The following is a 14,237-nucleotide window of genomic DNA, read 5'->3' as shown; positions in this document are numbered from 1 at the left end:
AGAAGTTATTCTTCTCTTTATTTTCCTTAAAAGGAGTGAGCACATTGAAAGAAATGCCTCTACAAGTTGAAGTGAAAACAAAGAGTAAATTAAAAATACCGAGTTTAGCAAAGACAAGAAAACGTTCTGATTATTTTTGGGCATATCTGATGATAGCTCCAACTATGATTGGATTAACAATTTTCTATTTATGGCCTATCATTCAAACGATTTACTTTAGTTTTACTGAATGGGGAGCATTTGGACAATATGAGTGGACTGGATTAGATAATTATAAACGGATGTTAGAGGATGCAAACCTCTTGCAGTCATTTAAGAACACAGGAATTTATATTATTTTTACAGTTCCAATCGGTATTTTTCTATCCATTCTTATTGCAGTTCTTTTAAACCAAAAAATAAAGGGAAAGTCTATCTATCGTACATTATACTTTTTACCGGTTATTACCATGCCTGCTGCGATCGCAATGGTATGGAGATGGCTCTATAATTCGGATTATGGGCTATTAAATTATTTATTATCAATTTTTGGAATAAAGGGTCCGCAATGGGTAAGTGATCCGAAAATAGCATTATACTCAATAATCGTAGTAGCAATTTGGAGTGGACTTGGCTATAACATGGTCATCTTCCTTTCTGGCCTACAAGGAATTCCAAAAACTTATTACGAAGCAGCGGAGATGGACGGTGCTGGACCAGTCAAGGTTTTCTTTAAAATAACACTGCCGTTACTTTCCCCGGTTATTTTCTTCGTTACAATCATGTCTTTTATTGGAGCATTCCAAGTGTTTGATTTAATTTTCATGATGATTGGTAAAAGTAGTACGGCCTTGGAAAAGACGCAATCGATCGTTTATTTATTTTACCAGCATGCATTCGTATTAAATGATAAAGGCTACGCAGCTGCAATAGCAGTTTTGTTATTAATTATTATCTTGATTATCACTGCAATTCAAATGGTTTTACAAAAGAAATGGGTTCACTATGATTAAAGGAGGAGTAACCATTGGAAAAAGCGAGACAGCTTGTTTCAAGTAAAACAATCTTAATCCATATCATCTTAATTGTTGGATCCTTAGCGATGGTCTTCCCTTTTATATGGATGTTCCTAACTTCACTAAAAACCTACGCTGAGTCAATCCATGTCCCACCTGTGATTATTCCAAAGAATTTTCAATGGGTGAACTATAAAGATGTTTTTGATTTACTTCCGTTTTTTAAATTTATGTTTAATACACTAGTTATTACAGTAATTCGTACTGTTGGACAATTGTTACTATGTTCTATAGCAGCATATGCCTTCGCGAGAATCGAATTTCCAGGGAGAAATATTCTCTTTTTAATAGCATTATCTGTTTTAATGGTACCAGGGCAAGTTTTTTTACTACCACAATATATGATTATGGTGAAATTAGGATGGTTAAATACGTTGCAAGCAGTTGTGGTCCCGGGTTTATTTAGCGCGTTTGGCACATTTTTATTACGCCAATTTTTTATGGGGTTACCAAAGGAATTAGAGGAAGCAGCTAGATTAGATGGCTGTAATCATTTTCAAATATATTGGCGAATCATGCTTCCACTAGCAAAACCAGGTTTGGTTGCATTAGGAATTTTTACAACACTATGGAGTTGGAATGAACTGATGTGGCCAATGATTGTCAATAGTTCACCAGATTCAATGACTTTATCAGTTGGATTATCATCGCTTCAAGGTCAATACTTAACAAACTATCCAGTTTTGATGGCAGGCTCTTTTTTAGCGATATTACCAATGCTTATTTTATTTATGATTTTGCAAAAACAGTTCATTGAAGGAATTGCAATAACAGGAAGTAAATAAAAATTTTATAGAGCTTGGAGGAATCACATTATGAAAGCAGCTTTAATTGGTGCAGGAAGCAGAGGGTTTTATGCGTATGGATCATATGCTCTTGAATATCCTCATGAAATACAATTTATAGCAGTAGCAGAACCGAACAAAGAAAAGCGAGAAAAATTTGCAGAAGCTCATCATATTCCTGAAAATATGAGATTTGAAGATTGGACTGAGCTATTAGAAAAAGAGCAGCTTTGTGAGGCTCTATTGATTTGTAGCCCAGACCGTGATCATTATAAGCCAGTGATGAAAGCAATCGAAAAAGGATACAGTATTTTACTAGAAAAGCCGATGTCACCAAAACCACTTGAGACATTGGAAATTGCGGAAGCGGCAGAAAAACACAATAGCTTATTAACTGTTTGCCATGTTATGAGATATGCGCCATTTTATCAAGCACTAAAAGAAATCGTTGACCGAAAATCAATTGGTGAGATCGTATCAATTCAATGGAATGAAAATGTAGGCTATTTCCATCAAGCCCATAGTTTTGTACGTGGCAATTGGCGAAATTCAGCGGAATCAAGTTCAATGATTTTACAAAAAAGCTGCCATGATATGGATATGTTAGCATGGTTAGTTGGAACAGAATGTAAGAGTGTGTCCTCATTCGGAAGCTTAACATATTTTAAAAAGGAAAATGCTCCAGAGGGTTCGACATATCGATGTTTGGATGGATGTAAGGTAGAAAAGGAATGTCCATATTCGGCAGCAAAGTGGTATTTACACGACCGTGATGTTTGGCCAGCGAATACGATTTCCGCAGAATCTAGCCTAGAAAGTAGATTAAAAGCGATTCAAGATGGCCCATATGGACGCTGCGTATACCATTGCGATAATGACGTTGTTGACCACCAAGTTGTTAATTTATTATTTGAAAATGATGTAACAGTTGCGTTTACAATGACGGCATTTACGAATGAAACCTTTAGAAATTTCAAGATTATGGGAACAAAGGGTGAAATTATAGGAAATGATGCTAAAAATCAAATTGAAATCAACTACTTCTCAGGAAGGAAGGAAATAATTAATCCTGATACAGTGGACGGAGGACACATGGGTGCAGACACTAGCATTATGGCTGATTTTATCCATAATGTGAATCTTAAGAATAGCAGTACCTTAACATCAGCGATTGTTTCGGCTAAAAGCCATATGATTGCTTATGCAGCTGAAGAGTCAAGAGTATCAGGAAAAATGGTTTCAATAAGTGATTATATTAAAGAGTTAAAAATGACGAAAGAGGAAGTTCTGTAAAAAAAATCAACTATGACATATTGTGGTAACTTTATGTATAATATATTTATATTTAACTGGTTATGACAAAGATACCACCAAAGGAGCAGATCATGGTAGAAAAGGATTCCCGACTTCCGTTGTATTATCAATTAATGGATATTTTACTAGAAAAAATTGAATCAGGTGAGCTTGCTGAAAATGATCAACTCCCATCTGAAAGAGAATTATGTGATTCATATAAGGTCAGTCGTACAACTGTAAGGCAAACTATGCAGGAACTAGAGAAGCAAGGATATATCTATAAAGTTCATGGTAAAGGCACGTATGTATCACCAAGAACATATAACCAAAGTCTTGTGAAATTTTACAGTTTTACAGAGGAAATGAAAAAGGCTGGTAAAACGCCAACTACAATAGTTGTTTCGTTCGAAAAGATCAACTGTGATAGTAAAGTAGCAAAGGCCATGAATCTATCTGTGGAAGAAGAAGTATTTAAGATTATTCGTTTGAGACTTGCAGACCAGGAACCAATGTTATATGAAACATCCTACGTTCCAGCAGAGGATTTTAAAAATCTTTCAAGCCAAGAATTGCAACATACACCGATGTATGAAATATTTCGTACACAATACAATGTGAAGATTTCTAGTGCATTAGAAAGTTTTATGGCAGTTAGTGCGAATATCGTGGAAGCAGAGATGCTAAATATTATAGAGGGTGCTCCTTGCCTAATGTTAAAACGAATTACGTATGATCAAAATAAAGTAATTGAGTATACGATCTCCATAGCAAGAGGAGATAAATTTACTTATACGGTAGAGCTAAAATAGATACAGAATGTATCTATTTTAATTCAACTGGTAATGATGACACGAACAGTTGATAGGAGGAAAGAGTATGGAGCTATTAAAATCAAATGAAGTTGAAAGAATGAATGTCGGCGCTAGCCACACAGCTAAAGAAATAGCTCAGCAACCTAGATTATGGAACGAAACAAAGGAAATCCTTTTATTTAATCGAGATCGAATTCTTTCCTTTTTAAAAGGAATTGAAAATAAACATGAGCAAATTCGAATTATTTTAACAGGTGCCGGTACCTCTGCATTTGTTGGTGATACAGTACTTCCTCATTTGAAACAGATTATAAACAATAAAAAATTAGTAGTAGAAAGTATTGCCACAACAAATATAGTTTCAAATCCTTATTCTTACTTAAACAAGGACATTCCGACAATCATGATTTCCTTTGCACGTTCAGGAAATAGTCCGGAGAGCTTAGCAGCAATTCACTTAGGTGAACAAATTATCACAGAATTTTATGGAATCATTTTTACTTGTAACCAAGACGGGCTATTGGCATTAAAAAAGAAGGATGACAAAAAGCATCTAGTCATTTACATGCCAGAAGAAGCGAATGATCAAGGATTTGCGATGACAAGTAGTTTTACCACCATGCTGCTATCTGTCTTACTTTTATTTCACGTGGAACAGATTCATAAGTGGGAGAAAACGCTGGATGAACTGATTCAAGCAGGTCTTTCAATCATAAGTAAAAGTGAACAAAGTATAAGGGAGTTAGCTGCCTCGAATTTCTCAAAAGTTGTTTACTTGGGTTCTGGGGTATTTGAAGGATTGGCAAGAGAAGCCTCTTTAAAATTACTAGAGTTAACAGGGGGAACAATTCCTTCTACATTCGATACTTCATTAGGATTCAGACATGGTCCTAAGTCTATTTTAGATAAAGAAACAGTCGTATTTGTTTTTTTATCCTGTAACGCTTATACAAGGCAGTACGACCTTGATATTTTAGAGGAAATTTATGGAGAACATAATCGAGGAAAAGTAGTTGCGATTTCGTCTGTAAAGGATGAGGTAGCCGAAAGTTACAGTGATCTTTTCTTCCACGTCGATCTTCCAAATATTAATGAAGATATATTACTTTCATTTCCTTATATTTTATATGCCCAAACATTTGCAATGTATAAATCTATCAATCTAGGTTTTTCCCCTGATAATCCATCACCATCGGGAGTGGTTAATAGAGTTGTCAAAGGTGTTACAATCCATCCTTTAATGGACGAAATGAAAAATGGAGGAAATGAATCATGATTACTTCAAGAAGTTCAATTCTCTTAGATGCACAGTCAAATAGTTATGCAGTTCCAGCTTTTAATGTTCATAATCTTGAAACAATGAAAACTGTATTAGAAACAGCTCAAGAACTTCGCTCACCTGTTATGATTGCTGCTACACCAAGTACAATTAGTTATATCGGTCAAGATTTCTTTATTGGTATGATGGAGGCCGCTAAAAAAACCTATGATATTCCAATCTGTTTTCATTTAGATCATCATGAAAAAGTAGAAGATATTAAGACTTTAATTAAAAGTGGTGTCCCATCCGTTATGATTGATGCTTCACATCATGATTTTGAAGAAAATATTCGAATTGTTCGTGAAGTGGTAGAGTATGCAATACCATTTGGAGTAGCTGTGGAAGCAGAACTTGGCCGACTTAGTGGAGTAGAAGATGACTTAGAAGTAGATGAAAAAGATCAGATTTATACAAACCCTACCCAAGCGAAAGAATTTGTGTCACGTACAGGAATTGATTCATTGGCTGTTGCAATTGGTACGGCACATGGACTTTATAAAGGAGAGCCAAAACTGGATATTGAACGCTTAGCTGCTATACAAAAAGAAGTTGATATTCCTCTTGTTCTTCATGGAGCTTCAGGCTTATCAGATGAATTGGTTCAAAAAACGATTGAACGTGGGATATGCAAAGTAAATATTGCCACGGAATTAAAAATGGCCTTTGTTAAAGGTCTTCGTGGATACTTACAAGATCACCCAAGCGCTAATGATCCGAGATACTATTTCAAAGATGCGGTGAAAGAAATGAAAAGAGTAGTTGCGGATAAAATGAAAATGTGTGGCAGTGTGAATCGGGGTTAGGTGTATGATTGCTACTATTACAATAAATCCGGCTATTGATATTAGATACGGTCTTCAAACTTTTCAGTTAGATGGTGTGAATCGGGTTACAACTGTTGATAAAACTGCTGGTGGAAAAGGACTAAATGTTTCCCGAGTATTATCACAACTAGGGGCCGAGGTTACTTGTACTGGGTTTCTAGGAGGAAAAAGCGGTGAGTGGATAGCTGACCAGCTTCAAACCGTGAAATTAACTAATCGTTTTATAACAATACAAGGTGAAACAAGGTTTTGTCTTGTAGTTGAATCAAAGGAAGGTCATACAGAAATCCTTGAACAAGGTCCTAACATATTGGACAATGAAAGAGAAGAATTTTTGAAAAATTTCGATTCTATTCTACAATCGAATCAATATATCGTGGCTTCTGGTAGCTTGCCAAATGGAATTGAAGTAGATTTTTATCGGAAACTAGCTGAACGAACAAAGCAAAAAGGAAAATATTTTCTATTAGATTCAAGTGGAGAGTCATTATCCCAAGGTTTAAAGGGTAAACCTTTTTTAATTAAACCGAATAAGGAAGAATTTTGTAAAATAGTTGGCCTGAACAAACCAACATTAAAGGAAATGATATGGCATGCTCAAGAGATATGTCAAAGTGGAATCGAAAATGTTTTACTTTCTTTAGGTAAAGATGGTGCTCTTTTAATAAATAAGAGCAAAGTTCTACAGGCAGTTATTCCGACTTTGACGAATGTTCATCAAGTAGGATCAGGAGATAGTATGCTCGCCGGCTTCACGTACGCTTTTTCGAAAGGATATTTAATTGAGGATGTATTCAAGTGGTCATGCGCTTGCGGAATGGCAAATGCAGCTTCAGAACGAACAGGATCAATAGATTTTTTACAAGTGCAGGATTTCTATACTCGCATTAAAGTAAAGGAATTAATAGGGGGCGAATAAAGGTGGACTATATTGTTTGTTTTGACATTGGGGGCACATTTATCAAATACGGGGTAATCAACCGTAATGGCCAGATGCTCTTTAAAGATAAAGTGGAGACTCCTAAAAGCGATATCCAAAAGCTTCTTCCTGAACTTCTTGTTGAGAAAATAGAAATCCTTCAAAATGAATTTTTAATCGTAGGGATTGGAATCTCTTCTTGTGGTCTAATAAATCATGAAAAAGGAGAAATTTTATTTTCAAACAATCTACCTGGCTACTCAGGAATGAAACTGTCAGAAATACTATTTAATCACTTTAAACTACCGGTTAGTGTTGAAAATGATGTGAAAAGTGCCTGCTTAGGTGAAATGTGGAGGGGTGCAATTCAAGGAAAGAAAAATGTCGTATTTTTAACTTTAGGAACTGGAATAGGAAGTACAATTATCATAGATGGAAATATTGTGAATGGTTCAAACTATTTAGCTGGAGAATTAGGTCATACCGTAATCGTAAACGGTGGACGCCAATGCGGCTGTGGTAGGAGAGGTTGTTATGAACGATATGCTGCCACGTCTGCTTTCGTCAATGACTTTATAGAAGAAACGAAAAAAAATGGTGAAGACGTAGAAAATATTTCTGGCGAGGAAATTCTGAAGCTGGTGGAGAAGGGAGATCCGATTGCATCAGCTGTATACACAAGATTTATTCATTATATTAGTTTAGGATTATCGAATATTGTTCATCTCCTAAATCCAGAGGCCATTATTATTGGTGGCGGAATTGCCGAACGGGCTGACCAATTTATTCAAGATATCAACGCAGAGATTAAAAAGGAAGTTATGCCAATCTACCATCAGGATCAGGATGTTTTGGTATTTCCTTCAATCTTAGGAAATGATGCTGGGTTATTTGGGGCTTGCCATTTAACATTAAAGAAATTAAGTCACCTACAAGTATGACCATAAGAAACAGGCAGCATCAAATTATGGTGTTGCCTATGTTTATTTGATAAGTAGATTTTTTAACTTAGGGGGAAGGAATTGAATGAAAGCGATAAAGGTAAAGAAAGTTTATACACCTGAGCAAGTAATTGATATTGGTTATATCGTGATTGAAAACGGAAAAATCAATAATGTAACAACAAAAAAGCCCTCATGTGAGATTCTAGATTTTTCTGGCTATAGAGCTATTCCTGGGATGATAGACATTCATATTCATGGAATTTCTGGGTACGATACAATGGATGCAAGTATCCACTCACTTAAAGAAATGTCTACGGCACTTGCTCGGCATGGGGTTACTGGATTTTTACCAACTACACTTACTCATGATTTCGATAGAATAAAGATGGCTATAAAAATTGTTAGTGAAGCGATGGGTCAGACCAGTGGTGCAGAAATTATTGGTTCCTATGTAGAAGGTCCTTATATTACACCTGAGCATCGTGGAGCACATCCAGTTAAATACATGCGAGATCTTTCAGTAGATGAACTAAACGAGCTGATAAAAGTCTCAAACAGTACAATTAAAGTAATGACGATTGCTCCAGAAAAGGAAAATGCTGCTGATGCAATTCAGTTTTTAACTGAAAAAGGAATTCACGTATCAATAGGGCACACCAATGCGGACTATGAACAAACAAATAATGCAATTGAAAATGGGGCGAAAATTTCTGTACACACTTTTAATGGGATGAGAGGGTTTAATCATCGTGATCCAGGGTGTTTAGGAGCAGTCTTAACAAATGATGAATGTTTTTGTGAATGTATTGCTGATTTACAACATGTTCATCCTGGAGGAATTAAGCTTCTTTATCAGGCAAAAGGGAAAAATCGCATAATCCTAATAAGTGATTCAATGGCGGCCGCTGATTTGCCAGATGGAGACTACACACTGGGGACATTGACAGTGAAGGTGGAAAATAAAGTGGCTCGGACAATCGAAACGGGTTCGTTGGCCGGAAGTACGACTAATTTACTGGAATGTTTGAAAAATACAATTGAAGTTTTAGGGATACCGCTAGAAGATGTTTTACCAATGGTAGCTCTCAATCAAGCAAAATTGCTAAAAATTGATCATGAAGTCGGAAGTATTGAATCTGAAAAAAAAGCTAATATTGTTTTAGTCGATGAGAATTTAAATATTCAAGCTACGTTCATTAACGGAGAAATCGTATATAAGGTGTGATTTTTAACTTTTTGGTATGAAGAGTGGTTTTTTTATAATAATAAAGGTGTGATCGTAATAAAATTGCAAAAAGAGGCTTTAGTTTGCAGAATGTAATTCTTTCGTTATAAAGATAACTCGTCTGACCTTACTTAAAATGAGTAGCATTTTTAGTGGGTCTTTTTATTTGTTATGTAAGTAAAAGAAGGATTTAATAGGGATGAAGAGAACAGTATTTAACGAAAAGATCTATTGATTTAAATGAAAAAACGTGGTAGATTAATACAGTATATATATAAAGTTGTTTGTTGTGGTCATATTTTCCCTACTTTAATTGTACTATACAAATCCACTTCAGTCAACCCCTATTTTCATCTTTTAAAGGAGTGCATGATATGAACAAAGATCTTCGTCAGGAACAAGAAAGAGTAGATGGTGTACTAAAGATTATTTCGGAGCAGATCGACAAATCAGCTGACGAAACAACCCAACGTCGGAATGATGTAATCAATGTTCGTAAAAACTTTTGGGATGAGGTGAAAGTAAATACTGATAGTTTTGATGATTATCTTGAAACGATTATTAGTTTAAGACAACAAGCACAACAATTAGCGATTGGGCAAATCAATCACAAGCAAGCATCCAACCGATTGGCTGCTTTACGCCGCATGAAGGAAGTACCATATTTCGGGCGAATCGACTTTATAGAAGAAGGTACTACAGATTTAGAGCGTATTTATATTGGTGTTTCTACACTCATGGACAATAGTGGAGAAAATATCTTAATCTACGACTGGCGAGCACCTATTTCAAGTGTCTACTATGATTATCCACCAGGTCCAGCTGAATATGACACTCCAGAAGAAGGTACGATTCATGGTGTATTAGACCAAAAATGGCAATATATTATCCGTAACGGTGTAATTGAATCAATGTTTGATACTAGCCTAACGATAGGAGACGAGATTTTACAGCATGTACTAGGCAAAGGCACAAACAAACATATGAGGAGTATAGTAGCCAGCATTCAAAAAGAACAAAATCAGATCATTCGATATGACAAAGGTAGATTGCTTATTGTTCAAGGGGCAGCGGGTAGCGGTAAGACCTCAGCTGCTTTACAGAGGATTGCTTACTTACTTTATAAATACAGAAATTGGATTAAGGCCGACCAAATTATCCTATTTTCTCCTAATGCAATGTTTAACAATTATGTATCTAGGGTGTTGCCTGAGTTAGGTGAAGAAAATATGCAACAAGTTACATTTCAGGAATATTTGGTTCATAGGTTAAGTGACTCATTTCAAGTAGAGGATAATTATGAACAACTAGAATATGTACTAACAGGTATAAATGATTCAACCTACAAGACTAGAACGGCTAGTATTCGATTTAAGGCTTCAATACGCTTCTTTGAAACAATTAAAGAATACAGACAAACTCTAGAGCAATCAGGCATGATTTTTAAAGGTATTAGATTTAGAGGAAAGCCAATTGTAACGGGAAAACAAATTTCTGAAAGATTTTATAACACGGACACTACTTTACGATTTGGCAACCGATTGGAGAAGTTGACTGAATGGCTACTTAAGCAAATAGATGAAACAGAGAAGAATGAACTGAAAAAACCTTGGGTACAAGATGAAATCGAGTTACTTAGCAAAGAAGACTATCAAAAGGCGTATAAATATTTACAGAAAAAACAAGGGTTTACAGAAGAATCTTTTGATGATTATGAAAGAGAAACTAAGATACTTGGTAAAATGATCGTTCGTAAGAAATTAAAACCATTGCGTGAATGGGCTCGAATGCTTCGCTTTATTGACTTTAAGGGAATATACAAACAGCTCTTTAGCGATTCAAAAAGAATTGAACAATGGATCAAAGGGGATACCCCTACTGAATGGAAAGACATATGTCATTTAACGATGGAAATGCTTGATGAAGGCAAACTGTATTACGAAGATGCAACGCCATTTTTACTTTTGAAGGAGTTAATTCAAGGGTTTCAATCAAATGTTTCAATTAAATTTATGCTTATAGACGAAGCGCAAGACTATTCGCCATTTCAATTTGAGTTTCTGAAGCGATTATTTCCATCTGCTAAAATGACGGTTTTAGGGGATTTTAACCAAGCGATTTTTGCTCATGCCAGTGAAATAGTTGATTTTAATATGCTTAAAGGATTATACGGGCCAGACGAAACAAGGGTCATAAACTTGACCCAAAGTTATCGCTCGACAAAACCGATTGTTGAGTTCACTCGTCGACTAGTGCCAGGAGGCGATTTGATTAATGCTTTTGATCGCGAAGGTAAAAAACCTGTCCTAACGCAGTTGTCTAATAAAGATGATTTGCACAGTAACATTATTTCTAAGATTGAGGAATTAAAGGGCAATCAGTTTAATACGATCGCAGTTATCTGCAAATCTGCTGCGGAAAGCTTAGCGGCATATGAAGCTTTACGAGATGTAGAAGGAATTAAGCTTGTAAAAAGAGGCTCTGCTGAATACGAGCAAGGAGTTGTGATTATTCCGGCCTATTTGGCAAAAGGCATTGAATTCGACGCAGTTATTATTTACGATGCGTCCGCAAAAGTGTACGGGGAAGAAAGTCTACGCAGATTATTCTACACAGCTTGTACACGAGCAATGCATCAACTATATTTATATAGTTTAGGTGAAGTGAGTCCATTTTTGCACGAGATAAACGCAGACCTCTTACTTTTAAATCAGCCTATTACAAATGAATAATTTGCATAACTTCCCTTTATTATTAAAAGGGAAGTTATTTTTTTTAAATTGATCTAGTTCATACTTAATTCACAATTTATGGATATATTCAACGTGTAATAAGTTGAAAAGGAGGAAATAAATTGGAATATTTAAATAAAAGAATAATCACTCCTGAAAACGGTGATTGGGCAGTTGAAGCACGTGGACTAGTTAAAGTATTTGGCGAGAATCGTGCAGTTGATGGTGTAGATTTAAACGTTCGTGCAGGAAGTATTTATGGTGTACTTGGTCCAAACGGCGCAGGGAAAACCACTACAATTAGAATGTTAGCAACATTACTGAGACAAGATGAAGGTTATGCGCGTATATTTGGACACGATGTAATGAAAGAAGCTCAGATTGTACGTCAATTAATCGGAGTGACTGGACAGTATGCATCTGTCGATGAGTCTCTTAGTGCTACTGAAAATCTGGTCATTTTTTCAAGACTACTTGGTCTAGGGAGAGCGGAAGCAAAAAAGAAGGCATCTGAATTATTAGAGGAATTTGGCTTAACTGAAGCTGCAAAAAGACCATTAAAAAATTTCTCTGGTGGGATGCGTCGTAGACTAGATTTAGCAGCAAGTCTAATTGGTCAGCCGCCACTTATCTTTTTGGATGAACCTACCACTGGTTTAGATCCTCGCACGCGTAATCAAATGTGGGATACGATTCGTCGATTAGTAGACAGTGGCTCAACTGTGTTACTGACAACACAATATTTACAAGAAGCAGATGAATTAGCTGACAGAATTGCAGTAATTGATCGAGGTCATGTGGTCGCGGAAGGTACTGTAGATGAATTGAAATCATCAGTAGGTAGTTCATCATTGCAATTAAAAATCCAACATTCTGAGGATATTTATAATGCTCAACTAACTGTTGAAAATGTACTGAAGGTGAAGTCGAATATTTCGTTAGAGGAAGGCAAAATCACAGCTCCAATGGCTGATGCAGATAAAGTAACTGATTTACTTATCGCTTTACGAGATTCTGGTATTCATTTAGCAGAAATGAGCGTCCAAAAACCAACACTTGATGAAGTATTTCTTACGATTACTGGTAAAAGTGTTGATGCAAGTGATTCAAAAGAGTCAGACTTGGAGGGGCTAAGAGTATGAGTACATCAATAAAACCAGCGGCATATCGTGAATTGAAAAATAAAGCTAGTTTTAGTCAAACAGTAAAAAACTCTTTTACAATGGCTTATCGTGGTCTACTGAAAATTAAACGTACACCTGAGCAATTGTTTGATGTTACACTACAACCAATTATTTTCACGTTAATGTTTACGTATATTTTTGGAGGGGCAATCTCGGGAGACGTCAAAAGTTATTTGCCAGTCATTATTCCAGGTATTTTAGTGCAAACTGTCATCACTACTTCGATTGTAACCGGTGTGCAACTTCGGGAAGATATGGATAAGGGAGTGTTTGATCGATTCAAGTCACTACCAATTGCTCGTATTGCGCCACTTGCAGGAGCTTTGTTAGCAGATACGATTCGATATACAATTGCTACAGTCCTTACGTTTACAATGGGATACATTATGGGCTATCGACCTGAAGGTGGACTGGGCTACGTAATCTTAGCTGGACTACTTGTAATTGTGTGTTCATGGGCGATAAGCTGGATTTTTGCTTTCTTTGGTGTCATTGCTCGTACTGCATCAAGTGTACAGGGTATCTCGATGCTCGCACTCTTCCCACTAACATTTCTTTCAAATGCCTTCGTACCAGTCGATACTATGCCAAATTGGCTGCAAATATTTGTTAAAATTAACCCAATTTCACATCTAATTACCGCGGTTAGAAATCTTACGAACTCGCAAACAATAGGATCTGATTTAGTCATTTCTCTTATTGGTGCTGCTGTCATTGTAGCAATATTTGCACCACTAACTGTAAAAGCATATATGCGTAGAACATAATAAAAGGTGTTCCATTTAAGTTACTGCCTACTGGAACAATGTATAAAATAGCAACGGCGAAATAGTTGCCAATTTTTAAGCCTCTGTCTCCACGTAAAGACTCGCCAATCGGCGAGTTTTCTTTATTCAATAAGAATGAACATTTTCGACAAATTATACGTTTTTCTACTTGAAATTATTGAGTAGCCTGTGTAACATATTCAAGGTACAAGTATATATAAACTCATATAATCATGGGAATATGGCCCATAAGTTTCTACCGGACGACCACTATAATCGACCGACTATGAGTGAAAGCACATCTAGGGTTCCGCATCCTTGTCTATTAAGCATAGATGGCAGGTCCGAGCGATGTGGGCACAGGATCGTTCGT

At 36.1% G+C, this 14,237-nt stretch carries 12 protein-coding genes and 1 riboswitch; all 12 genes read left to right on the top strand.

Annotated elements, in window-relative coordinates:
• Positions 1-53: 53 nt before the first annotated feature.
• The 12 genes from B7R67_RS16155 to B7R67_RS16100 all read left to right on the top strand — a co-directional run bounded on the left by B7R67_RS16155 (position 54) and on the right by B7R67_RS16100 (position 13,864).
• Positions 54-992, top strand: a complete 939-nt coding sequence (locus B7R67_RS16155; RefSeq protein WP_167374919.1) for a carbohydrate ABC transporter permease — start codon at positions 54-56, stop codon at positions 990-992.
• Between the two features lie 89 nt (positions 993-1,081).
• The gene (locus B7R67_RS16150; protein ID WP_088072076.1) at positions 1,082-1,840 is read left to right on the top strand and encodes a carbohydrate ABC transporter permease; all 759 of its coding nucleotides are present in this window, start codon (positions 1,082-1,084) and stop codon (positions 1,838-1,840) included.
• 27 nt (positions 1,841-1,867) lie between these two features.
• On the top strand, positions 1,868-3,133 hold the full coding sequence (locus B7R67_RS16145) for a Gfo/Idh/MocA family protein (protein WP_088072022.1): 1,266 nt from the start codon (positions 1,868-1,870) through the stop codon (positions 3,131-3,133).
• A gap of 92 nt (positions 3,134-3,225) precedes the next feature.
• Positions 3,226-3,945: a GntR family transcriptional regulator gene (locus B7R67_RS16140; protein WP_088072021.1), complete on the top strand. Its 720-nt coding sequence runs from the start codon at positions 3,226-3,228 to the stop codon at positions 3,943-3,945.
• 67 nt (positions 3,946-4,012) lie between these two features.
• Entirely contained in the window at positions 4,013-5,224 is a 1,212-nt protein-coding gene (locus B7R67_RS16135) for an SIS domain-containing protein (RefSeq protein ID WP_088072020.1), read from the top strand.
• On the top strand, positions 5,221-6,072 hold the full coding sequence (gene gatY, locus B7R67_RS16130; protein ID WP_088072019.1) for a tagatose-bisphosphate aldolase subunit GatY: 852 nt from the start codon (positions 5,221-5,223) through the stop codon (positions 6,070-6,072). Before B7R67_RS16135 ends, gatY begins: the two co-directional genes overlap by 4 nt.
• 4 nt (positions 6,073-6,076) lie before the next feature.
• Positions 6,077-7,012: a 1-phosphofructokinase gene (gene pfkB, locus B7R67_RS16125; protein WP_088072018.1), complete on the top strand. Its 936-nt coding sequence runs from the start codon at positions 6,077-6,079 to the stop codon at positions 7,010-7,012.
• Positions 7,013-7,014: 2 nt separating this feature from the next.
• On the top strand, positions 7,015-7,953 hold the full coding sequence (locus tag B7R67_RS16120) for an ROK family protein (protein WP_158095133.1): 939 nt from the start codon (positions 7,015-7,017) through the stop codon (positions 7,951-7,953).
• Positions 7,954-8,038: 85 nt separating this feature from the next.
• Positions 8,039-9,181 carry an N-acetylglucosamine-6-phosphate deacetylase gene (nagA, locus tag B7R67_RS16115; protein ID WP_088072016.1) on the top strand — a complete coding sequence of 381 codons (1,143 nt, stop codon included), beginning with the start codon at positions 8,039-8,041 and terminating at the stop codon, positions 9,179-9,181.
• Positions 9,182-9,555: 374 nt separating this feature from the next.
• Positions 9,556-11,913, top strand: coding sequence for an RNA polymerase recycling motor HelD (gene helD / locus B7R67_RS16110; protein ID WP_088072015.1), 2,358 nt, complete (start codon positions 9,556-9,558; stop codon positions 11,911-11,913).
• 122 nt (positions 11,914-12,035) lie between these two features.
• Entirely contained in the window at positions 12,036-13,055 is a 1,020-nt protein-coding gene (locus B7R67_RS16105) for an ATP-binding cassette domain-containing protein (protein WP_088072014.1), read from the top strand.
• Entirely contained in the window at positions 13,052-13,864 is an 813-nt protein-coding gene (locus B7R67_RS16100; RefSeq protein ID WP_088072013.1) for an ABC transporter permease, read from the top strand. Before B7R67_RS16105 ends, B7R67_RS16100 begins: the two co-directional genes overlap by 4 nt.
• A 203-nt stretch (positions 13,865-14,067) precedes the next feature.
• Positions 14,068-14,171, top strand: a riboswitch (purine riboswitch).
• Positions 14,172-14,237 lie beyond the last annotated feature (66 nt).

The sequence above is a fragment of the Gottfriedia luciferensis genome, assembly GCF_002156865.1.
Taxonomy (GTDB): Bacteria; Bacillota; Bacilli; order Bacillales; family Bacillaceae_G; genus Gottfriedia; species Gottfriedia luciferensis.
Note: the sequence above shows the minus strand (reverse complement) of the source record. Positions and strands in the feature narration are given on the sequence as shown.

What these genes read in the sequence shown, in the direction of transcription:
- gatY (WP_088072019.1), top strand. Translation starts at nt 5,221, where the DNA reads ATGATTACTTCAAGAAGTTCAATTCTCTTAGATGCACAGTCAAATAGT.
- B7R67_RS16140 (WP_088072021.1), top strand. Translation starts at nt 3,226, where the DNA reads ATGGTAGAAAAGGATTCCCGACTTCCGTTGTATTATCAATTAATGGAT.
- pfkB (WP_088072018.1), top strand. Translation starts at nt 6,077, where the DNA reads ATGATTGCTACTATTACAATAAATCCGGCTATTGATATTAGATACGGT.
- nagA (WP_088072016.1), top strand. Translation starts at nt 8,039, where the DNA reads ATGAAAGCGATAAAGGTAAAGAAAGTTTATACACCTGAGCAAGTAATT.
- B7R67_RS16100 (WP_088072013.1), top strand. Translation starts at nt 13,052, where the DNA reads ATGAGTACATCAATAAAACCAGCGGCATATCGTGAATTGAAAAATAAA.
- B7R67_RS16135 (WP_088072020.1), top strand. Translation starts at nt 4,013, where the DNA reads ATGGAGCTATTAAAATCAAATGAAGTTGAAAGAATGAATGTCGGCGCT.
- B7R67_RS16150 (WP_088072076.1), top strand. Translation starts at nt 1,082, where the DNA reads ATGGTCTTCCCTTTTATATGGATGTTCCTAACTTCACTAAAAACCTAC.
- helD (WP_088072015.1), top strand. Translation starts at nt 9,556, where the DNA reads ATGAACAAAGATCTTCGTCAGGAACAAGAAAGAGTAGATGGTGTACTA.
- B7R67_RS16155 (WP_167374919.1), top strand. Translation starts at nt 54, where the DNA reads ATGCCTCTACAAGTTGAAGTGAAAACAAAGAGTAAATTAAAAATACCG.